The following is a 21,457-nucleotide window of genomic DNA, read 5'->3' on the forward strand; positions in this document are numbered from 1 at the left end:
TAAGCCCTTAATCAGATAATGTGAATCACATCAGGCAAACAGTCATCGCTGCTTTTTCGTTCTGAGTAAATATGAATCAATCATGGAATATTTAGATGAAAATTCAAGTAATATTTCACGTAAATTTTACGATTGATTAACATGGAGCTAACCAAATTTAACAAATGAATTTTTGATTATGCTGATGAATTGATAAGGAAAAATTTGGCGAATGCCAAAAAGTCGTCATGAGAACTCAGGACGACGAGTGGAAAAAAATATTTATTTTACAGTGGGTTGGAAGAAATTTTTAACGCGGTCACAAATTTGTCATTCTGTCGATCAGGCTCAAATTTCGTTCAGGTTATCGAGCACTTTAGCCAGTGAAAGATTCATTTTTTCCACCTGCGCCACACTCATGCCCTTAAACCCTTTCTCGAAAACTTTACCTGCCAGACGGTACGCTTCTTCCACTTTTTGCTGGCCTTTGGCAGTCAACATCACTTCGGTGACTCGCGCATCTTGTTCACTGCTGGCGGTGGTGACTAAACCTTCATCGCGCAGGCGGCCAACAATTTTGGTTACCGTCGGCATTTTGACCATCGCGTATTCGGAGATTTGCGAAATGCTGGCCTTGCCATATTGCTGCGTCACCATTAAGACCCGGAAGCCAGAGACATCCAGTTGCACCTTTTTCAGCGTCACTTCCATGATTTGGGTGTAGCGCGCATAGACGTTGACTATCCAGTAAAACGGGAACTCCTCACGGTGAAATTCGGCATCCACATCCGGTGTTTTCTTTAGGGTACTCATGAGGTTCCTTAGCAAGACAGTTGTCAATTGGGCGATTATACCTGCTTAAACCTGGCGGCTATAGCGCTTCGGACAACGCTATTGTTCAATTCTGAATTTTGGGCGATTACCGCACACTTAATGATTCGAAAATGCCACATGAACAACATTTTTGTATCATTTTCACAACACCGCATTGACATCCAATCTTCCTCTTTCCTATACGTTAGCGCACGGGTTTGCGTTGGCTGGGACGGGCAGTGCTCAATCCATGACAACACCGGACTAACAATACTAATAAACGCAATGTGGAGCTCTTCATGAACGAAAGTCCTTCTCTGGAACAGGCTCGCTCCGAGGTGCTGGCACCGCCATCACCAGGCGAAATAGCACTGGATCCCCGGCAACAGGCGGTGATTAAAAAACTGTTTCGTCGGTTGATTATCTTCTTGTTTGTGCTGTTTGTTTTTTCGTATCTGGACCGCATCAACATTGGCTTTGCCGGTTTGACAATGGGCAAAGATCTGGGCCTCACCAGCACCATGTTTGGCCTGGCGACCACGCTGTTTTATGTGATGTATGTTATCTGCGGCGTGCCGAGTAACATCATGCTGAGTATTGTCGGTGCACGCCGCTGGATTGCCGTTTTGATGGTGGTCTGGGGGATTGCTTCCACCGCGACGATGTTTGCCACCGGCCCTGGCAGCCTTTACGTGTTGCGTATGCTGGTGGGGATTGCTGAAGCCGGATTCTTACCGGGTTTGTTGCTCTATTTAACATACTGGTTCCCTGCGCAATATCGCGCTCGGGCGAATGCGCTGTTCATGATTGCGATGCCCGTCACCATGGCGCTGGGCTCGCTCGCTTCCGGCTATATTCTTAACCTTGATGGCTTGCTCAACCTGAAAGGCTGGCAATGGCTGTTCCTGCTCGAAGGGTTCCCGTCGGTGTTGTTAGGTCTGGTGGTGTGGTTCTGGCTGGATGACTCACCGTCGAAAGCCAAATGGCTGACCGACGATGATAAAGCCTGCCTGAACGAGATGATGGAAGCCGATAAACTGGCGATTCAGAAATCACAACAAGGCACCAATATCGGCCCGACATCCCAACGCGGCATGCTGCGGGAATTATTTACGCCGGTGATTATGCTTTATACGCTGGCCTATTTTTGCCTCACCAACACATTAAGCGCCTTGAGCGTCTGGACGCCGCTTATCCTGCGCAGTTTTAACCAGGAAAGTAATAACATCACCATTGGTTTACTCAGCGCGATTCCGCAAGTTTGTACTATTGTCGGGATGATTTGGTGGAGTAAGCGTTCTGACCGCTTTAATGAACGTAAAATTCACACTCTGTTGCCGTATCTGTTTGCCGCCGCAGGCTGGGTTTTAACAGCTTCAAGCAGCAATCCGATGCTGCAATTTACCGGCATTGTGATGGCCTCGTCAGGTGCATTTGCCGCGATGGTCATTTTCTGGACCACGCCGGATCAATCCATCTCTTTGCAAGCCCGCGCCCTGGGTATTGCGGTGATCAACGCCACCGGTATGACTGGTGCCGCGTTAGGGCCATTGTTGATGGGCTGGATGAAAGATGTCACCGGTAATTTCAACGCCGGTATTTATATGGTGGCCGGGTTCCTGGTGTTGGGCGCAATTGTTATTTCATTGATTCCGATGAAGAAGATGGCGCAAAGAAGCAGTCTTTAAACACTTTTTATTGGTAATAAAAAGGCCCGGGCTTGCACAAAACAGCACCGGGCTTTTATTCATGTTTAGTTTTAAAGGGCAGATTCCTTTTTCCAAAATCTTTTTTAATATATTCAACTAATTTGCCGCTAATAATATTTCGTGCACAACGAGTTTTCAGTAGAAAATTGACAACCCAAGCCGAGAATTTAGATGATTTTTTAATTTTCATTTTCATAAAAGTCAGAATAATGTTCCTGGCACGCTCATCAATTTTGTCCGCCAACTCGTCAAGATTAACTGTTTTTTTCGGCCAGGCCGGTAAAGGTTCCTGCGCCTGAACCTGTCTCATTAACGGGATAATAGGAAATTCACTATTACTTTTGATTGGCAGATTGTTATCACCAGCCTTAAATAACGGGTTCCCCTGTGGTAATGAAAAGTATTCCCGCAGAAATTGCTGGCAGTTCCTGCGCCCCAGCATGTAGTCATGGTGCCTAAATTCCTCGCTAAGAAAACCGCCAAATCCCCCCAGAGAACCACTAGCGATAGCCTGGTCATTGAAGGTTTTATCACGGATGTCATCCGATCGAATCGGCGCAATCAGAAAACGACTGTAAGTATGCTCGTCCACCGCTAATGCTAAATCGGCGGAATTAAAACGCATCTGATGACTGATGGTTGAAGCGATGCCCTTTATGCTGTCGAACAGGGAAAATGGAGAGGTTATGCAGGGCTTATCCTCCACCGACTGAGGAAAAGGGTCAATCATCACCACAGCACGGAAGGCATCTTCTCCCTTTCGCGGATTGTGGCAGGCTAGCCCCGCCAATTCAGTGCGCGCTAACTCTAATGGCTCGTTATCCATCATCCCACCATCAACGATATATTCCTGATAAACCGCAGGTGGATTTACCCAACTCGGGGATAACTGCCGTATTTTAAATGTCTCGGAACCAGGTACATTAGTATCAGAGCGAGGTTCGGTCGTAATAGAAAACCGCCAGTTGAGGCTCGTAAGATTGCGTTTTTCTAACCTGGGTGCCAGCATAATAGGAAATGCCCCGGAACCTAATGCGGCATTACCCAGTTCTTCCCAATCGGCAATCGTCGTTTTCTGCTGTAAGTCTGAATCTAATTCAATATCATCAATTCGCCGTTTAAAAACTTGTTGCCCCTGATAACGAACAGAAAAACTACTATAGGTTTTATGCAGAACCATACCTTTCCCACTGTTGGTATTCCCCGGAAGATGAAAGTAATAAGGAATACCCTGCAAACTACTTTGCGTAAAAATATAACGCACTCGAGCATTAAGATAAGGTCGCTTAATAGGTGCCGCGCTATAATTAAGCGCATTATTAGTGATTTGCTGTAGCACAGAGCAATCCAGTAACGATGTCACGATTTGATCCCGTTTTAAATCTTCGTCACCCAGCAAATCATTGATATTAATGCCTTTAACCCAGCCGGTATAAAATGGATTGTTAATATCCCCGGTCTTTACTCCGGGGCGTATATGTGGGAAATCATAATGTAATGCCCCTGCCGCAATGGCTGCATTCATTCCCCCCGCCGAGGCACCGGCAATAACCCGAATCCTCACTTTGTGATGAGGGACGGTGGGATCTTCTTTAGCTTTTTCCCAGGCATCCAGCGCTTCAAATAAATAGTCCAGCACCCCAGCAGCGTAGCAACCAGCGCTAATTGCGCCAGCCATCACCAGGCCAATTTCAAAAACTCCGGGTTCAGGCTTTTCCTCCGCGATCAAATACGGTGCAATATCAGCTTCCCAGGGTTTCCCATCAGGATCATGTTCAGGATGATAATAGCCATCATTTTCCATCATAATAGAGTGACTCCTGAGTTAAACCTTATCGGCCCGATTCTTTAAAAGTGAAATAACACCTTGCCCTGGCTTAATAAAACCATCCTCATTGAGTTCATATTCCTGCGATTCACTTCCATAAGATACCGTATTTGCGACATTACCTCCCATGACCCGTACTACATCAGCAGTGACCTCCACCACAATGTCGGAGTGGCTAATGTAGTCAGCATGATTTTCGGCATACGAGAATGAAAATAAATTCCCACTTCTATTTATTTGAATAATATCGCCAAGAGCTGGCTTTTCTTCATTAATTGCGTATCCCCAGAAGGGTTTATTCAATTGCTGTGTAAAACGAGCTTTGATGGCGCTATTAACAAAAACTGAATGGTTGGCAGCAAAATTGAAATCCTCATAGGCTTTACCCGCCTGGCGTACAACCCAGGAAATAAAAGCGGCTGACCAGGGCACATCATTTTTTCCATCCCACGGTTCGCCAATGGCAGCCCACATGTCACGAATGTAGCGATAATAAGGGCCGTTTTTTTCATTGCCTTTGCCTTTATCAAACCGTAACCATTCCGCAATGGCTGCCTGTAGCAACGCTTCGATTTGTTTCCCAGCGGGTTCACGTAAATACTTGCCAAATACCACTCCGCTTTCGTTCCCTACCTGAACTTTCTGCCAGCCAGCTACAGGGCTGGCACCCAGATCCTCAACGGCTTCTCCAATGGTGAGGTCACGGATGATGGTACCATTTGGCTCAGTGCGTAATCGTACTCCTTCAGTGGTGATTATGCGGTTGGTTGATGCGGTTGAAAGCGAGAACAACACAGGTTCAGACCGTACTATGACGACCTTATTTTCCACATGACCTTCTCCTGCTTCATCAACAGTAAACGCCCCCAACTGTTGGGGAGAAAGACGTAAAATATTGCGGTCATAATCGACTTTGGGCGAAGGAAATTCTTGCTCCGGCGGTAATTGCCGTAGCGCCCACTTGTTGCTGTAAAAGAATGACTCTGTGCCAAGAAAACCCCGCGACATCGACAACCACGGCACTGATATTAAATTTTCCGCCAGCAATTTTGACAACACCGCTCCACTGCCATATGCGCCAATAGAGAATGCAGAATTAACGGTCTGCTGGATAGCCATAAAGTAATCCAGGATCGGGCCATCTATCGCGGGTGCCTGGTAATCGGCATCAACTGCGAAAATTATTGTGCTGCCAGCATTTGCGGGTTGGCCAATTGTAGAAGCAAATGTCAGTGCGCTCTGGGCATTTTTTTTCCCTGAAGCCGTCGAAAAATCAGTAATTTCACGGCTTGAGTTCTGGAAAACGGGGAGCAAATTAAATCCTTGCAGCGAAAGAAATTTGGCCTCCTTCACTGTTAATGTCTTTGGGTTGCTGGCATCAGTAGCATAATAACGAATGATGGTTGAGACATTATTCTTCGTAAGAAAATCGAGAAACTGGCTGTGTTTATTGTCTAACCGAATATTGAGGTCAATCGCTGACCAACCTGCAGCACGCTGAAACTCATCTTTATAAGACATAAACAACCTCAACAGTTAATATATTTAACAATAAAATGGCTACGGGAAGAATGTAATATTTCACCATACCGCTGTCGTTGAGATTCAGGTTTAGCACATAAAAATACTAATCGTTATAATACTTTCTGCTGAACTACATAATCACATATAAATAGTTTTATAATTCTTTAAAATGATTTTCATATAAATATCATCACATTGAATCATCACCTGAAAGAGGTTAGGCATGAATAAAATAGAAATTTTATACTATTAACTTGAAGGCGTTATTTTTCCTTCTACGCTAATAACAGTCACAACAGTAAATCCATATATAGCTCAATGAGTTGCTCTCCCAGTCTTTGATATCGAATGATGTTGTCTTCCCGTGGCACTCGACTTATCGTTTACAACGAAAGAGGAATGGCTATGTTTAATCGTTTAGAAGATAAAATCTCTATTTACCTCACTCACTTACGCATTCTTAAATCTTTCGATTTTGCCAGGAATACTTTAGAACCTTTTCTAATCGCCATAATTACTGATAAGCAGAATGGTCAACTCAGAATGACTCACCGTGTTTTTAATTTCCCAAACTCCATAGTTAACCAGCTTATTGTTAACTCTGACACTAGCATTTGCCTATATGGCCCTGAAAATCCGGGTGAATTCGTCACCGCAAACCTGATGCTGATTGAGTCCGATGCAGACATTCGCACCGTCGGACAAGAAATAGAAACGTTCATCAATAATGAATCTGGCAAGAAAGAACTTGTGGAAAAATTAATTACCAATCCGACCATTCAAGTTATTACAAGCCTTGCAGAAGGGATTCTGAGCGGGGTCGCATTGTTGATGAAACATAACAGCGATGACCCAATAATGTTTATTTATGACACTTGGGAGCAAGGGAAAAATCCTCCCTACGGTACTAATCAGTATAAACTTCATTCTAACCGTGCAGCTGAAATGACACTCAGTGTTTATCCAACACCTAAGCTAGCTCAACAGAAATGGACCACCATTGTCTAAGGGAACAAATAAAAGGAGTAGGAAACCAGTATTTATCGCACTCCTTCTCTGCGAGCTTGCAGGTATAGGAGAGAAGGTGTGCGGACAATTGTTGGCCTCCGCAATAATACGGCTATCATCTATCTGAGCGAGGGTGATAGTTCGTCATCACGCAAAAATCAGATTACCAAAATGAAACAAGTCACCTTTAGTGATCTTCTCGGTCTTTGGGCTAAACTATGCGAGTAGCCGCCAGGTAGAAAGTCCATCATTTATATAATGAAATCATCAGCAATGATTAGAACAGGACGGACATTGTGGCAGAAATTAAAATACCCGACGCGCTCACCATTTTTGGGAAACCCGATGAGACTAAACCGACATTTAGCCACAGCACTCAGCCCCCTGTTGCTGCTTAGTGCCTCTGTTCACGCCGAGGTCGATCTTGGCTCCTTAGAGCTATTCGCGAAAGACAATGACACCAGCCCCATCCCCAAGGGTTTGATTTTGGGCGGCGCGGTGATTAGCGGCACGGCACGTTACGAAGCGCAAAAAGATGAAACTTATGTCATCCCCGGCGCGCTCTATTTTGGCGATCAATTCATGTATCTCGGCGACCGTGGTCGCTACTATTTTCATCTTGATGACAACACCGCCGCTTATGCGTATGGCAGGTTCCGCTTTGGTAACCTGGATCCCGATGATGAAGATGCTTTCGATGGGATGCACAAGCGAAAGTCAGAATTTGAAGCGGGCGTCGGCGGCACTATTATTACCCCGTATGCACTGCTTAGCGCCCGTGTCAGTTCTGATGTCACCGGGCGCAGTAATGGCCAGGAACTACTGTTGTGGGCGGATTTCCCTATCGTAAAAGGGAATTTGCTGGTGATGCCTGGCATGGGGATGATGATTCGCAGCGATAAGATGGCGAACTATTACTTTGGTGGCGTTTCGAAAAGTGAGGCCACCGCCCAACGGCCAGAATGGGATACCGGAACCACCTTCTCGCCTATGGCTGCAGTGATTACTAGTTACCGTTTCAGCCCAAAATGGGTGGGGATGCTGGCGGCCAACTACGAGTTTTATGATAAAGATATTGCCGACAGCCCTATCGTGCAGCATAACGGTGAGTTGTATGGGATTTTGGCCGTAGGTTATATCTGGTAGCGAGATGCTTAAAGAAAATTTCAATGAGCTGCAAATCTTTCTGGTGGTGGCAAAAGAAAGGAGTTTTACCAAAGCCGCAGGGAAACTGGGCGTTTCACAATCCGCGTTAAGTCATGCGGTGAAAGCCCTGGAAGAACGTTTAAATGTGAGGTTGCTGACCCGCACCACCCGCAGTGTTGCCCCCACCGAAACCGGTGAGCGGCTCATTGCCAGCCTCGAGCCTCGCCTGGCGGAACTTGAGAGCGAACTGGAAAGCATTCTGCAATTAAATGGCGGTGCTTCAGGTAATATCCGGCTTTCTGCCGGTGAACATTCCGCGCGTAAACTACTGTGGCCGAAGCTAAAACCGTTTCTCAAACAGTACCCGGATATTAATGTCGAGCTGGTGGTCGATAACGGTTTTGTCAATATTGTCGAGGGCCGTTTCGATGCCGGAATTCGGCTGGGGGAAAGTGTCGATAAAGACATGGTGGCGGTGAGAATCGGGCCGGATTTGCGCATGGTGGTTGTCGGTTCGCCGCAATATCTACAGGCGCAAGGTATTCCGCAAACGCCGCATGAATTACAACATCATCGTTGTATTAATATGCGTTTACCCACCGCAGGCGGTTTGTATCACTGGGAATTTGAAAAAGACGCTAAACCCCTGCGCGTGCGCGTGGAAGGCCAGCTGATTTTTAATCTGCTTTCCGAACGGATTGATGCCGTGCTGGCTGGGTTTGGCCTGGCCTGCGTCCCTGATGATATGGTTCAGGATGAGCTGAAATCGGGGGAGCTGGTGCAGGTTCTTGCCGACTGGTGCCCAACATTTCCGGGCTATTACCTTTATTATCCCAGCCGTAAACAACACCCACCTGCCTTTGCATTACTTATCGATTCGTTGCGTTATTCAGAATAAAAAACGGTGGATGACGCTAACGCTTATCCACCCTACAAAACCCAACCCGACATTTTCAGGATTAACGCCCGACGCGAGCCTGCAATGCCGCCGGATAACGTTCACCGACGATTTTCACCGTTTCCAGTGCCAGGGTGATTTTACGCAAATCATCCTGCGCAAGGGTTAAATCCGCCGCCGCCAGGTTCTCTTCCAGACGATATAGCTTAGTGGTTCCCGGAATCGGTACAATCCACGGTTCCTGTGCCAGCAACCACGCCAGTGCGATTTGCGCCGGGGTCACCCCTTTTTCTGCGGCCAGTTCACTGAGCAAAGAAACCAGTTTTTCGTTGGCTTCCAGTGCATCAGCAGCAAAACGCGGTACTTTGCTACGGAAATCATCCGCGCCGAAGGTGGTGCCAGACTTAATTGAGCCGGTCAAGAAGCCTTTGCCTAACGGACTAAACGGCACAAACCCAATCCCCAGTTCTTTTAGCACCGGCAGAATTTCTTGCTCCGGCTGACGCCACCACATCGAATATTCACTTTGCAGCGCGGTGACCGGTTGCACAGCATGGGCGCGGCGAATGGTTTGCGCCCCCGCTTCGGACAAACCAAAGTGCTTCACTTTCCCTTCAGCAATCAGGTCTTTTACTAAACCTGCGACGTCTTCAATCGGCACATCGGGATCCACACGATGCTGATACAACAGGTCGATAACGTCGGTTTTCAAACGGCGTAACGACCCTTCCACCGCCAGGCGAATATGTTCCGGACGGCTGTTTAAAATTTGCTGCTTATTATCCTCACCAAAAGTGAAGCCGAATTTGGTGGCAATAACTACGCGGTCGCGGAACGGTTTTAATGCTTCGCCGACAACATCTTCATTGAGATATGGGCCATACACTTCGGCGGTGTCGAAAAATGTCACGCCACGCTCGACGGCAGCACGAATCAATTCCACAGCCTGGCGGGTATCCGTTGCCGGGCCATAGCCGTGGCTTAGCCCCATACAACCCAGACCCAGTGCGGAAACTTCAAGACCAGAATGACCGAGATAACGCTTTTGCATAATGATTCCTCGTGAATGGGTGGAAGTTATACGTCTAGTTTGCGGCCGGTTAGCCACTCAACCCTCGCCGGATCACGATGCGAGAAGAAGGCACTGGTCGCGGTATCCAGCGCGGTAATTTGCAGAAAATCGTCGCGGCTCAGTTCGAAATCCAGAATATTGAGGTTCTCTGCCATGCGAGTTTGGCGCACGGTTTTCGCCAGCGAAACGATGCCACGCTGGAAGATCCAGCGCAGGACGACTTGCCCGATGCTCTTACCGTGTTTTGCCGCAATCGCCGCTAATAGCGGATGCTGGAACAGATTGTTGCGCCCTTCAGCAAACGGAGCCCAGGCCTCTGGCTGAATGCCACGGCTTTGCATCCACGGCGCGGCATGCAGTTGCTGATGGAACGGGTTCACCTCCACCTGGTTGACGGCGGGAACCACGCTGTTAAAAGCGATAAGATCAGCCAGTCGATCAGGCTGGAAGTTACTGACGCCAATGGCGCGGATTTTCCCGGCTTGCTGCAACTCTTCCATCGCACGCCACGCGCCATGCACATCACCGTACGGCTGGTGAATCAGATACAAATCGACATAATCCATTTGCAGGCGGTTGAGCGAACGTTCGAACTGCGCTTTCGCGCCTTCGTAGTTGGCGTCTTGCAACCATAGTTTGGTGGTGATAAACAACTCTTCACGGGCAATGCCACTGTTTTTTAAAGCATTACCGACTTGCGTTTCGTTCTGATAAGAGGCGGCGGTATCAATCAAACGGTAGCCGGTTTCAATGGCGTCAATAACCGCACGTTCGCATTCTGCGGCCTCTGTCATCTGAAAGACGCCAAAGCCCAGCAGTGGCATTTCGATACCGTTGTTCAATATGACGGTTTGCATAGCGTTCCCCCTAATCTGTGGTGTGGGAAAAAGCATAACGCAAACAGGTTTATCTGATTAGGCACCCTAATTCGCTAGGGTTTATTAGCAGGATTCATTAATGAATACGAGCGGCGGGATTATTTGCTTTCCGGGACAATCGAGATATGCCCGTTGCGTTCGAGAATGGCGAATTTAATTTCTGCCAGTTGGGTGATTCCGTGATCAACACGGGCTGTTTGTAAAATATCATCACAGGAAATATCGACTTTTTTCATTTTCTCCTGAAACAAATAGCCGCTTTCAACCAAAATGACTGGCGTATTATCAAGAAAATCATCAGCTCCCGGTAAATGTTTCTTTATCAAACCAAACAGCATATCCACCACGATCAAGGTGACAATGGTCAGCATGGCTCCGGTGACGGAAAAGTCATTGCCTAATAACGCTTGTTGCGTGGCCTCGCTAATAATTAATAGCAATATCAAATCAAAGGAGGTCATCTGTAATAGCGTACGGCGGCCAGCAATCTTGAACACCACCATCAATATCAGATAAATGGCCAGCGCCCTTATTACCATATCCATTGTCTGGTTACCTTAGGGATAAATAAATTGTTGGAAAGGGATTTCAGCGCCGTTATCAATTGCGACGGTGCTTTTCATGGCCCCGAATTTCATCGGCGTCAGACTTAACCACAATGTTTGCTTAACGCCAGGTGCCATCGGTTGATATTCCAGAATCATCTCGCCATTCAGGCTGTACATTTTATCCGGCTGCGGTTGCAGCGTATCAATGCGAAAGCCCTCCATAAAATCACCGCCCAGCACAATACGGTTACGTTTCCCAGGCGGGGTAACCGAGGTGATTTTCATGTCCATGTCGCTCATCAGGCGATTGAATTTTTCGTAATCAAGAGTGAGGGAATGGTCGTCGTTCGAACGGGTGGCCTCACTGAGATAGCCGCGTGAAAATAGCCCCGCCAGAGCGGCCGCAACAATCAGCAGCAACAGCACAAAACCGACACGCCGCAGCTGAAATTCAAAGTTCAGCCAGAACGGTTTTTCGGCCACGGGTGAAGATTGTTTGGCGGGCGTTGTTTTCATTTATTGATCCGGCCAATGCAGAGTAAGTGGCTGTTTTGAAGTCTAGTCAACAGCGGCAACACTAGCCAGCCTGGATTATTTTCGCAACGGTACATCCTTCATCAGCAATGACAGGATGAACGCAAACACCACCACTGCCGCAGAAATCAGGTACACCGAATGCAATGCCGAGCCAAAGGCTTGCAGATAATCATTTTGCAGCGCCGCCGGAAGTTCATGCACCGCCTTTGCACCCAGTTGACGGGGCAATTGAGTATCAGGTGGGAGCAATTCGCTCAGTTTGTTTTGCAGCACATTGGTGAAAATTGCGCCGAAGGCCGCCACGCCAATCGAGCCACCAATCTGGCGGAACAGCGTGGTGCTGGAGGTCGCAACACCAATCATTTTTTGCTCCACGCTATTTTGCACCGCCAGCACCAACACCTGCATCACCATGCCCAGACCAAAGCCCAACAACGCGATGTAGAGATAGAGCGTGTGAATAGGTGAGTCGATTTTAAGCGTGCCGAGCAATAACATGGCGATAAACGTCAGCAAGGTGCCAACGATCGGGAAGATGCGATAGCGCCCTATTTTGCTGATGATGCGGCCACTGATAATTGAGGTCAGCATCAGCCCACCCATCAGCGGCAGTAACTGAATCCCGGCTTCGGTCGGCGTGGACGATTTCACCACCTGCAAGTAAAGCGGCAAGAAAGTCATCGAACCAAACAGCGACATGCCGATAATAAAACCAATCAGGCAACTCAATAAGAAAGTGCGGTCACGGAACAGGCCGAGGGGAATGATCGGCTCAAATGCCCGCCGCTCCTCATAAATAAAACCGCCGAGCGTCACCACAAAAAAGGCAAAAATGCACCACAGTTGCGGGTCAGACCACGCCATTACGGTGCCGCCCTGGCTGGTGAACAGGATTAAACAGGTCAGCGAGGCGGCGAGATAACCCGCGCCAAGAAAATCGATTTGGTGGCGAATACGCGCAGTTTGCGGTTTGAGCACCGCGCCAATCACCAGCAGCGCGAAAATACCGAGCGGCAAATTGATGTAGAAAATCCAGCGCCAGGAGAAATGCTCAACCAGGAACCCGCCAATCAGCGGGCCAATTACGGTGGCAAGGCCAAACACCCCGCCAAACAAGCCCTGATATTTGCCGCGATCCGCAGGCGGGATAACATCGCCCACCGCCGCCATAGTGACCACCATCAGCCCACCGCCACCCAACCCTTGCAAGGCACGCATCAGAATTAACTGCGTCATATTTTGCGCCAGCCCGCATAACGCGGAGCCAAGCAAGAAAATCACGATAGCCGTTTGCAGCACGATCTTGCGCCCCAGCAGATCGCCAAATTTACCGTATAGCGGCACCACAATAGTGGAAGAAAGCAGATAAGCGGTGACCACCCAGGAGAGTTTTTCCAGCCCACCCAGCTCACTGACAATGGTCGGCAAGGCGGTGGAAACGATGGTCTGATCCAGTGCGGCGAGCAGCATGACCAGCATCAGCGCACAGAACAATAAACGAATTGAAGTTGCCTGCTGATGCGTTTCTGCCTGAGGTGTTTCGGTGACTGTCATGTTACCTGTCAGCTTGGGATTAATTAATTTGGTAATTAATGTAGGGTGAATAGTTTCACCCGGTCAATGGATGGCGCACGAAACGCCCCTAAAAACGGCTGTGATAAATCCGAAATCACACCATTGCCCGCCTTGTAGTATCGGGTCGCTGGAGATTCACCGGCCATTTAGCAATTTGTGATCTGGAAATAAATACATTTTCCGCATCAATGATTAAGCTTTTTCCTAATTTACCCATACCAAAAATAATGGATTATGCCAGCGCCAGAAACGGCGTTTCCGCTGCGGCGGCTTCTTCTTAATTTTGGGTTAAACAGCAATGAAAAAAATAATGTTGATGATGGTTGTAGGTATGGCTGGAACATTGGTTGGCTGTAGTACTCCGGCGCAGCGCCAGGCAGAATGCCAGGCTCAGGGAGTCAGCAAAGATGCCTGTTATATGGCCGAGCAAAACAGACAAAACGTAGCCTTAAAGCAGGCGATGGAAAATGCCCACGACGCGGTGAAATAACCCAACGGCTTCGTCATTAATCCAGGCTCGCAAGGGCCTGTTCCTGCTTTCCCCTTCCAAAATACATCCCACATAATTCATTGAATTATGGCGACTTTGTCACAGTCGATTCGCACGAAATGTAAAGTTTAAAAAATGATGCTTTTCTCAGTTTGCTGGCTCTTGTATTCACTCTGAAAGGGAGAGTACATTAGCGCCGGCGAATCGATTCATTAGCCAAAAAAATACAATATGCAGCGGCCATCTGGTGAAGTTAATCCCAAAAGTCATGAATGGCGGTTTCATCTTTCTATACTGAATTTTTTAGCAAAATTGCGCGGCAGCACGCGCGGAGCAATGTAACGTGAAATATTTCATGATGGGCTTGTCGTTTATTTTGTTGGTTTGGGTCGGTACGTTTGTGATGATGGTCGAATGATGAAAAACAGGAGCCATTGGCTCCTGTTTTTCATCATTCAACCATTAAACGTTAACCCAATACCCCATCGGCACGGAACATCGCTTTGATGCCACGTACCGCCTGGCGAATACGGTCACGGTTTTCAATCAGCGCAAAGCGCACATGCGTGTCACCGTAATCCCCAAAACCCACGCCTGGCGAAACGCAGACTTTCGCATCCTGAAGCAGTTTTTTGGCAAATTCCAGCGACCCCATTTGTGCATAGTGCTCAGGGATTTTCGCCCACACATACATCGACGCTTTCGGGCATTCCACCATCCAGCCCGCTTCGTGCAAGCCTTTCACTAACACATCACGCCGGCGCTTGTACTGCTCGGCGATATCGCGCACACATTGTTGATCACCTTCTAGTGCCGCAATGGCCGCGACTTGTAGCGGCGTAAATGTGCCGTAGTCGTGGTAACTTTTGATTCTCGCCAGTGCGTTCACCAGCTCTTTATTGCCCACCATAAACCCGATGCGCCATCCCGCCATGTTGTAGCTTTTTGACAGGGTAAAGAATTCAACCGCGACATCGCGAGCGCCAGGGACTTCCATAATTGACGGGGCTTTCCAGCCGTCATAAACGATATCGGCGTAGGCCAAATCATGCACCACCAGCACGTCGTAACGTTTTGCCAGTGCCACCACACGTTCGAAAAATTCCAGTTCTACGCACTGCGCGGTTGGGTTCGATGGGAAGCCGAGGATCATCATTTTCGGTTTCGGGTAGCTTTCGCGAATCGCACGTTCCAGCTCGGCAAAGAAATCGACGCCTTCCACCAGCGGCACCGAGCGCACTTGCGCTCCGGCAATGACCGCGCCGTAAATATGAATCGGGTAACTTGGGTTCGGCACCAGCACCGTGTCGCCGTGGTCGAGGGTTGCCAGCATCAGGTGCGCCAGGCCTTCCTTCGAGCCAATGGTGACAATGGCTTCGCTTTCCGGATCAATCTCGACGTCGTAACGATCTTTATACCAGCGCGAAATAGCGCGGCGTAAACGCGGAATACCTCGGGAGGTGGAGTAACCGTGGGTATCTTCACGCTGCGCAACGGTGCAGAGTTTTTCAACGATGTGCGGCGGAGTTGGGCCATCAGGGTTGCCCATGCTGAAATCGATTATATCTTCGCCACGGCGACGCGCCGCCATTTTCAGCTCAGCGGTGATATTAAATACATACGGCGGGAGGCGATCGATACGCGAAAAACGACGTTTTGGACTGGAGTCAGCCATAAATTCCTCAGATTAACGTTAGCGCCCGGACCGTCCGAGCGACGCTGCCACGTGATGTGGCTTGTTTAGAAAATAGCCTGAATAAAAATCATCTGTCGAGAGGGAAAGAGAAATATTTTTATTCCACCAAAAAGAGGATGCTTCATTCGAAGCCTATCCCTATTTTATTTGATACAAGTGGATTACATTAACCATGTCGCAACAATCCAATAACCTTCTTTAAGAGACGTGGAGTATCACCATGACCCTACAGATTGATGACTTACCGCGTGCAATCCGTGAGATAAAACAAAAACTTCGCCACGAACTGCCAAATTACCAAACCGCTTTTGAGCAACTCGAAGGCGATATGAAGCGCCAGATCGACGAGATCCGCGCAGAGCTGGCGCGCGGGGAAAACCCAGTGCCAAAAATTAATGCTGACGATATCGTGAATCATCGCGTTAGCGAGCAGCAAAAAGCACTTATTCGCCAGCGGGGTTGTTGCACCGTGAAAGGGGTATTCCCGCAATCTCAGGCGCAAGCCTGGAATGAGGAAGTCGGGAATTATCTGGAGCGCAATAACTTTGTCGAGAAACTGAAGAACGCTGCAGAAGATAACTATTTTGGCACACTTGCCGCCAGTAAGCCGCAAATTTACGGCATCTACTGGTCGAAGCCGCAGGTTGAAGCGCGCCAACATGCCCGCATGAAAGCGGTGCAGGTGTTTCTGAATAATTTATGGGAAACCGAAAGCAACGGTAAGCAGCATTTCGACCCGGACCGTGTGGTGAGCTATGCCGACCGTACCCGCCGCCGCCCGCCGCGTTCCAACTCTTTGGGCCTGTCTCCACATGTGGATGGCGGTTCAGTTGAACGCTGGCTGGATGAGAATTTCCGCCATGTTTATCGCCATGTGTTTTCTGGTGAATGGCAGAAATACAGCCCGTTTGCTGCTGAAGGGCGTACCGAAGTGCGTGAATTCCCATCGCCAGCGGTGTGTTCGATGTTCCGTACTTTCCAGGGCTGGACGGCGCTTAGCCCGCAGCGTAAACATGGCGGCACACTAACCTTGCTGCCGGTAGCGAATGCGATGGCCTACATTTTACTGCGCGCTTTGCAGGATGATGTGCCGGAAGAATCGCTGTGCGAAGCGAAGCCTGGCCGCGCACTTTCTATTAACGAGCAGTGGCATCCCCTTTTATTAACAGGGATTTCCTCAATTCCGGATATGGAAGCGGGCGATACGGTTTTCTGGCACTGCGATGTGATCCATGCTGTTGAAAATGAACACCTTGGTGAATTTGATAGCAACGTGATGTATATCGCCGCCGCACCATGGTGTGAGAAGAACGCCGCTTATCTTGAACGCCAGTGGTCATCCTTTGTTGAAGGTAAATCGCCACCTGATTTTGCCGCCGATGATTTCGAGGTTGATTTCACCGGACGTGCGATGCCAGCGGATATGACAGCCGCCGGGCGCGAGCAGTTAGGTGGGAAGTAATCCCCTCACCCTACCCCTCTCCCCAGGGGGGTGTCTCTTAGTCACAACTTTGAGGGGCGGTTCCTGCCGATCCGGAGAAGGTTCCGTTCACCAGGCGATAGCGTGTTTATGTCGCGACTGAACCGGTGAACGTCTTAGGGTGACCACCGTCGTCACCCTAAGAACCCTGACTCCCGGCAAATAAATCGCCGCAAGCGGTAAACCTCCATTTTGCCTCCGTGTCAGGGTCGGTTGCGATTCGTTCCCGACGATCGCGCCCTCCAGCCGTTCCCGACGGCTGGACCCTGCCACCTGGAGTCAAAATGGAGGCGATTTAAGCCGGACCCGAAATTCAAAGTCAAAAGCCAGAGCGGTTTTGACCTTGTCCCCGGCTTCAATCGCGCCGTTTTTTACCCTTCAGTCGGGGTCACGTGGTCGGGAACCACGTGAGAGAGCGATCGTCTGGAACGAATCGCGAACGACCCCGAATGTTGGGTGAAAAATGGTGTTTACCGCTTTAGCGGCGATTGATTTGCCGGGCGCCTGGATTATCAAGGGGTTGGCGTTAACCCCTTGATACGTTCACCGTTTGCGGGAATTAAAGAGATAACTGAACACACGGGTGAACGGAAAACCTGCAGGGCTTACAGATCTCACCCTGACAAGATAACCAGGATGAGTTGTGTATAAGAGACAGCTCCCCAGGGAGAGGGGATAGTCCAGTTTGCCATGTCCCAAAAATCCACGTTTCTGGTAACCACTCAGTAATTTCCTTATCATTGCCCTTCCATTCCTGGTCACGCGAGTTACCCGTGCACGAAATTTTTAATATGCTGCTGGCGGTGTTTGACCGAGCGGCGCTGATGCTTATTTGCCTGTTCTTTTTAATCCGCATCCGCCTGTTCCGCGAGTTGTTGCATAAGAACGCCCACACGCCGAAAGAGTTACTGGCCGTCACCGCTATTTTCTCGATGTTTGCCCTGTTCAGCACCTGGTCCGGCGTGCATGTTGAAGGTTCGCTGGTTAACGTGCGGATTATCGCCGTGATGGCGGGCGGGATCTTATTTGGGCCGTGGGTCGGTATTATTACCGGTATTATCGCCGGGCTTCATCGTTATCTGATTGATATCGGCGGGATTACCGCCGTTCCTTGCCTGATAACCAGTATTGTCGCCGGTTGTATTGCCGGTTGGATAAACCGCAAAATACCGAAAGCTCAGCATTGGCGGGTGGGGATTATTGCCGGGATGTTGTGCGAAACCATGACCATGGTTTTAGTGGTGCTGTGGGCGCCGTCTGTTTCACTGGGCATCGATATTGTGTCGAAAATCGGTATTCCGATGATTGTCGGCACCGTTTCCATCGGCTTTATTGTGTTGCTGGTGCAAAGTGTTGAAGGTGAGAAAGAGGCCAGCGCCGCGCGTCAGGCCAAGCTGGCGCTGGATATTGCCAATAAAACGCTGCCGTTGTTCCGCAAGGTGAACAGCGAATCGCTGCGCCAGGTGTGTAATATTATCCGCGAGGATATTAACGCCGACGCGGTAGCCATTACCGATAAAGAGAAAGTGTTAGCCTACGTGGGTTTTGGGGAAAGCAATTATAAACAGAATGATAATGGGATTAGCCCACGCACCCAACTGGCGCTGCGCGAAGGAAAAATCATTATCCGTAACGATGATGAGGCTTATCGCACCCCGGAAATTCACTCGCTGATTATTATTCCGTTATGGGAAAAAGGTGTCGTCACCGGCACGCTGAAAATCTATTACCGCCATGCTCATCAAATTACCTCTACTTTGCAGGAGATGGCGGTCGGGCTTTCGCAGATTATTTCCACCCAACTGGAAGTTTCCCGTGCCGAGCAGTTGCGCGAAATGGCAAATAAAGCCGAACTACGCGCGCTGCAAAGCAAAATTAACCCTCATTTTCTGTTCAATGCCCTGAACGCGATATCCTCGTCTATTCGCATGAATCCCGATACCGCACGCCAGTTGATTTATAACTTGTCGCGCTATTTGCGCTACAACATTGAATTAAAAGACGATGAACAGATCGATATTAAAAAAGAGCTGTATCAAATAAAGGATTACATCGCCATTGAGCAGGCACGTTTTGGCGACAAGCTGACGGTGATTTATCACATTGATGAAGAGGTGAATTGCCTGATCCCCAGCCTGCTGATCCAACCGCTGGTTGAGAATGCGATTGTCCACGGGATACAGCCATGTAAAGGCAAAGGCGTGGTGACCATCAGCGTTGAGGAGAGCGGTAATCGCGTGCGAATTGCGGTGCGCGACACCGGTAACGGTATTGATCCGCTGGTGATTGAACGCGTGGAGGCCAACGAAATGCCGGGCAATAAAATCGGCCTGTTGAATGTGCATCACCGCGTAAAATTACTCTACGGTGAAGGTCTGCATATTCGTCGCCTTGAGCCAGGCACTGAGATTGCATTTTATGTGCCTCACGCCGCCAGTACCGTTCCACCTTTATTGCCGCAACAAGGAGGTAATCTATGAAAGTCCTCATCGTAGAAGATGAAGTCCTGGCTCAGCAGGAGCTTAACTGGCTTATCAAAGAGCACAGCCAGATGGAAGTGGTGGGCACCTTTGATGACGGCATGGATGTGCTGCGTTATCTGCAACATCATGAAGTTGATGCTATTTTTCTCGACATCAACATCCCCTCTTTAGATGGCGTGTTGCTGGCACAAAACATCAGTAAGTTCGCCCATAAGCCGTTTATTGTGTTTATCACCGCCTGGAAAGAACATGCAGTGGAGGCGTTTGAGCTGGAGGCTTTCGACTACATTCTCAAGCCGTATCAAGAGTCGCGCATTATTGGGATGCTGCAAAAGCTGGAAGCCGCTTTCCAGCAACAAAACGCCCCTGCCGCTGCTAACACCCCGGGGCGTGAAGCGTTGACGGTTAATTTGGTGAAAGATGAGCGGATTATCGTTACCGATGTTAACGATATTTATTACGCCGAAGCGCACGAGAAAATGACCTTTGTGTACACGCGACGTGAAGCGTATGTCATGTCGATGAACATCACTGAGTTTTGCCATCGCCTGCCGGAAAGCCATTTCTTCCGTTGCCATCGCTCATATTGCGTTAACCTGAGTAAAATCCGTGAGATAGAACCGTGGTTTAACAATACCTATATTTTGCGTTTGCAGGATTTGGAATTTCAGGTGCCGGTGAGTCGTAGCAAAGTGAAAGAGTTTCGCCAGTTGATGCGTTTGTAAAACGGGCGCAAGAATTTGCGCCCGATGGGATTACAGAACCTGCCCCAGCGTTTGGCGCAAATGCGCGCCAGCGCCCAGCAATCCTGGTTGATCGTGAACAATCAAATACACCGGAATGTTGTGCACGTATTCTTTGAAACGCCCTTTGTCTTCAAAACCGCCACGGAAACCGGAAGCTTTAAAGAATTCGAGGAAACGTGGCACGATACCGCCCGCAATGTACACGCCGCCAAACGTCCCAAGGTTTAACGCAAGGTTACCGCCAAAGCGCCCGAGGATGACGCAGAACAGCGACAAGGCACGACGGCAGTCGGTGCACGTGTCTTCAACAGCCTTTTCGGTAATGTCTTTCGGTTTATAGTTTTCTGGTTCACGCCCGTCTGATTTAACAATCGCGCGATACAAATTCACTAAACCGGGGCCAGAAAGCACACGTTCTGCAGAAACGTGGCCGATTTCGGTACGCAGTTCTTCGAGGATAATCCCCTCTTCTTCGCTGTTTGGCGCAAAGTCGACGTGACCGCCTTCACCCGGCAGGCTCACCCAGCGTTTATCGACGTGAACAAGATGTGCGACGCCAAGCCCGGTGCCAGCACCATAAACCGCAATCGGTTTGCCTTCGACTGGCTCATCGCCACCAAACTTGATCAGGTGCTCTTTTTTGAGCGCCGGAATAGCCATGGAAACGGCGGTAAAGTCGTTGATAATCTCCAGATGTTCAAAGCCGAGGTTCTTTTTCATCTCGGCGGTAGAGAATGCCCAGGTATGGTTGGTCATTGCCACCCAATCGCCAGTAATCGGGCATGCAATGGCGATACAACCGTCAGTCACGGCGACATTGTGCTCTTTGAGATAATGCGCCACCACCGCTTCCAGACTTGGGAAATCGAGGCCCGAATAGGTTTTTGCCTGGGTGATGTCACCATTTTCAACGTTGCACAGTGCCAGACGCGCATTGGTGCCGCCTACATCTCCCACCAAAGCATATTTTGTCATTCTTTCACTGCTCCGCTAAAGTCAAAATAAGATCTGGCATCACTGTAAAATTAGCTAGCCTAAACAACAACG

18 protein-coding genes are annotated in these 21,457 nt (G+C 49.0%); 8 read left to right on the top strand and 10 right to left on the bottom strand.

Going from position 1 to position 21,457, the window contains the following annotated elements:
• Positions 1–327 precede the first annotated feature (327 nt).
• A complete protein-coding gene (locus EC843_RS07320; protein ID WP_133521983.1) occupies positions 328–792 on the bottom strand; it encodes a MarR family winged helix-turn-helix transcriptional regulator in 465 nt (154 codons plus the stop codon).
• Positions 793–1,091: 299 nt separating this feature from the next.
• Between EC843_RS07320 and hpaX the strand changes: the two genes are divergently transcribed.
• Positions 1,092–2,480, top strand: a complete 1,389-nt coding sequence (hpaX, locus tag EC843_RS07325) for a 4-hydroxyphenylacetate permease (RefSeq protein ID WP_133521984.1) — start codon at positions 1,092–1,094, stop codon at positions 2,478–2,480.
• Between the two features lie 55 nt (positions 2,481–2,535).
• Here the strand turns inward: hpaX and EC843_RS07330 are convergent, their stop codons facing one another.
• Positions 2,536–4,308, bottom strand: a complete 1,773-nt coding sequence (locus EC843_RS07330) for a patatin-like phospholipase family protein (RefSeq protein ID WP_133521985.1) — start codon at positions 4,306–4,308, stop codon at positions 2,536–2,538.
• Positions 4,309–4,326: 18 nt separating this feature from the next.
• The gene (locus EC843_RS07335; RefSeq protein ID WP_133521986.1) at positions 4,327–5,850 is read right to left on the bottom strand and encodes a DUF2272 domain-containing protein; all 1,524 of its coding nucleotides are present in this window, start codon (positions 5,848–5,850) and stop codon (positions 4,327–4,329) included.
• A 408-nt stretch (positions 5,851–6,258) separates the two neighbouring features.
• Here EC843_RS07335 and EC843_RS07340 point away from each other — a divergent pair, with 408 nt between their 5' ends.
• The 3 genes from EC843_RS07340 (at position 6,259) to EC843_RS07350 (ending at position 8,905) form a co-directional block, all read left to right on the top strand.
• Positions 6,259–6,861 carry a hypothetical protein gene (locus tag EC843_RS07340; RefSeq protein WP_133521987.1) on the top strand — a complete coding sequence of 201 codons (603 nt, stop codon included), beginning with the start codon at positions 6,259–6,261 and terminating at the stop codon, positions 6,859–6,861.
• 345 nt (positions 6,862–7,206) lie between these two features.
• Positions 7,207–8,007, top strand: coding sequence for a MipA/OmpV family protein (locus EC843_RS07345; protein WP_064544730.1), 801 nt, complete (start codon positions 7,207–7,209; stop codon positions 8,005–8,007).
• Between the two features lie 4 nt (positions 8,008–8,011).
• Positions 8,012–8,905: a LysR family transcriptional regulator gene (locus EC843_RS07350; RefSeq protein ID WP_064544648.1), complete on the top strand. Its 894-nt coding sequence runs from the start codon at positions 8,012–8,014 to the stop codon at positions 8,903–8,905.
• Positions 8,906–8,966: 61 nt separating this feature from the next.
• On the opposite strand, the gene EC843_RS07355 is transcribed toward EC843_RS07350, so the two are convergent.
• From EC843_RS07355 to EC843_RS07375, 5 genes are all read right to left on the bottom strand, one after another.
• Positions 8,967–9,956, bottom strand: coding sequence for an aldo/keto reductase (locus tag EC843_RS07355; protein ID WP_133521988.1), 990 nt, complete (start codon positions 9,954–9,956; stop codon positions 8,967–8,969).
• A gap of 26 nt (positions 9,957–9,982) precedes the next feature.
• A complete protein-coding gene (locus EC843_RS07360; RefSeq protein WP_133521989.1) occupies positions 9,983–10,834 on the bottom strand; it encodes an aldo/keto reductase in 852 nt (283 codons plus the stop codon).
• A 119-nt stretch (positions 10,835–10,953) separates the two neighbouring features.
• A complete protein-coding gene (locus EC843_RS07365) occupies positions 10,954–11,400 on the bottom strand; it encodes a YetF domain-containing protein (RefSeq protein WP_064544641.1) in 447 nt (148 codons plus the stop codon).
• A gap of 12 nt (positions 11,401–11,412) precedes the next feature.
• Positions 11,413–11,919: a hypothetical protein gene (locus tag EC843_RS07370; protein ID WP_133521990.1), complete on the bottom strand. Its 507-nt coding sequence runs from the start codon at positions 11,917–11,919 to the stop codon at positions 11,413–11,415.
• A gap of 75 nt (positions 11,920–11,994) precedes the next feature.
• A complete protein-coding gene (locus tag EC843_RS07375) occupies positions 11,995–13,494 on the bottom strand; it encodes an MDR family MFS transporter (protein WP_133521991.1) in 1,500 nt (499 codons plus the stop codon).
• Positions 13,495–13,813: 319 nt separating this feature from the next.
• Between EC843_RS07375 and EC843_RS07380 the strand changes: the two genes are divergently transcribed.
• The gene (locus EC843_RS07380) at positions 13,814–14,005 is read left to right on the top strand and encodes a hypothetical protein (RefSeq protein WP_064544635.1); all 192 of its coding nucleotides are present in this window, start codon (positions 13,814–13,816) and stop codon (positions 14,003–14,005) included.
• Positions 14,006–14,474: 469 nt separating this feature from the next.
• Here the strand turns inward: EC843_RS07380 and alaC are convergent, their stop codons facing one another.
• Positions 14,475–15,680 carry an alanine transaminase gene (gene alaC / locus EC843_RS07390; protein ID WP_064544633.1) on the bottom strand — a complete coding sequence of 402 codons (1,206 nt, stop codon included), beginning with the start codon at positions 15,678–15,680 and terminating at the stop codon, positions 14,475–14,477.
• Between the two features lie 241 nt (positions 15,681–15,921).
• On the opposite strand from alaC, the gene EC843_RS07395 reads away from it, so the two are divergent.
• The 3 genes from EC843_RS07395 (at position 15,922) to EC843_RS07405 (ending at position 20,389) form a co-directional block, all read left to right on the top strand.
• Positions 15,922–17,163 carry a DUF1479 domain-containing protein gene (locus tag EC843_RS07395; RefSeq protein WP_121815140.1) on the top strand — a complete coding sequence of 414 codons (1,242 nt, stop codon included), beginning with the start codon at positions 15,922–15,924 and terminating at the stop codon, positions 17,161–17,163.
• A 791-nt stretch (positions 17,164–17,954) separates the two neighbouring features.
• A complete protein-coding gene (locus EC843_RS07400) occupies positions 17,955–19,661 on the top strand; it encodes a sensor histidine kinase (protein ID WP_121815139.1) in 1,707 nt (568 codons plus the stop codon).
• Complete coding sequence (locus EC843_RS07405) at positions 19,658–20,389, top strand: LytTR family DNA-binding domain-containing protein (RefSeq protein ID WP_064544627.1); 732 nt, start codon at positions 19,658–19,660, stop codon at positions 20,387–20,389. Before EC843_RS07400 ends, EC843_RS07405 begins: the two co-directional genes overlap by 4 nt.
• A gap of 30 nt (positions 20,390–20,419) precedes the next feature.
• Here EC843_RS07405 and glk read toward each other — a convergent pair whose 3' ends face one another.
• Entirely contained in the window at positions 20,420–21,385 is a 966-nt protein-coding gene (gene glk, locus EC843_RS07410) for a glucokinase (protein WP_064544626.1), read from the bottom strand.
• Between the last annotated feature and the right edge of the window lie 72 nt (positions 21,386–21,457).

This window comes from Buttiauxella sp. JUb87 (assembly GCF_004361975.1).
GTDB lineage: Bacteria > Pseudomonadota > Gammaproteobacteria > Enterobacterales > Enterobacteriaceae > Buttiauxella > Buttiauxella ferragutiae.

Coding starts and splice junctions, on each gene's coding strand:
- EC843_RS07320 (WP_133521983.1), bottom strand. CDS start 792: ATGAGTACCCTAAAGAAAACACCGGATGTGGATGCCGAATTTCACCGT.
- hpaX (WP_133521984.1), top strand. CDS start 1,092: ATGAACGAAAGTCCTTCTCTGGAACAGGCTCGCTCCGAGGTGCTGGCA.
- EC843_RS07330 (WP_133521985.1), bottom strand. CDS start 4,308: ATGATGGAAAATGATGGCTATTATCATCCTGAACATGATCCTGATGGG.
- EC843_RS07335 (WP_133521986.1), bottom strand. CDS start 5,850: ATGTCTTATAAAGATGAGTTTCAGCGTGCTGCAGGTTGGTCAGCGATT.
- EC843_RS07340 (WP_133521987.1), top strand. CDS start 6,259: ATGTTTAATCGTTTAGAAGATAAAATCTCTATTTACCTCACTCACTTA.
- EC843_RS07345 (WP_064544730.1), top strand. CDS start 7,207: ATGAGACTAAACCGACATTTAGCCACAGCACTCAGCCCCCTGTTGCTG.
- EC843_RS07350 (WP_064544648.1), top strand. CDS start 8,012: ATGCTTAAAGAAAATTTCAATGAGCTGCAAATCTTTCTGGTGGTGGCA.
- EC843_RS07355 (WP_133521988.1), bottom strand. CDS start 9,956: ATGCAAAAGCGTTATCTCGGTCATTCTGGTCTTGAAGTTTCCGCACTG.
- EC843_RS07360 (WP_133521989.1), bottom strand. CDS start 10,834: ATGCAAACCGTCATATTGAACAACGGTATCGAAATGCCACTGCTGGGC.
- EC843_RS07365 (WP_064544641.1), bottom strand. CDS start 11,400: ATGGATATGGTAATAAGGGCGCTGGCCATTTATCTGATATTGATGGTG.
- EC843_RS07370 (WP_133521990.1), bottom strand. CDS start 11,919: ATGAAAACAACGCCCGCCAAACAATCTTCACCCGTGGCCGAAAAACCG.
- EC843_RS07375 (WP_133521991.1), bottom strand. CDS start 13,494: ATGACAGTCACCGAAACACCTCAGGCAGAAACGCATCAGCAGGCAACT.
- EC843_RS07380 (WP_064544635.1), top strand. CDS start 13,814: ATGAAAAAAATAATGTTGATGATGGTTGTAGGTATGGCTGGAACATTG.
- alaC (WP_064544633.1), bottom strand. CDS start 15,680: ATGGCTGACTCCAGTCCAAAACGTCGTTTTTCGCGTATCGATCGCCTC.
- EC843_RS07395 (WP_121815140.1), top strand. CDS start 15,922: ATGACCCTACAGATTGATGACTTACCGCGTGCAATCCGTGAGATAAAA.
- EC843_RS07405 (WP_064544627.1), top strand. CDS start 19,658: ATGAAAGTCCTCATCGTAGAAGATGAAGTCCTGGCTCAGCAGGAGCTT.
- glk (WP_064544626.1), bottom strand. CDS start 21,385: ATGACAAAATATGCTTTGGTGGGAGATGTAGGCGGCACCAATGCGCGT.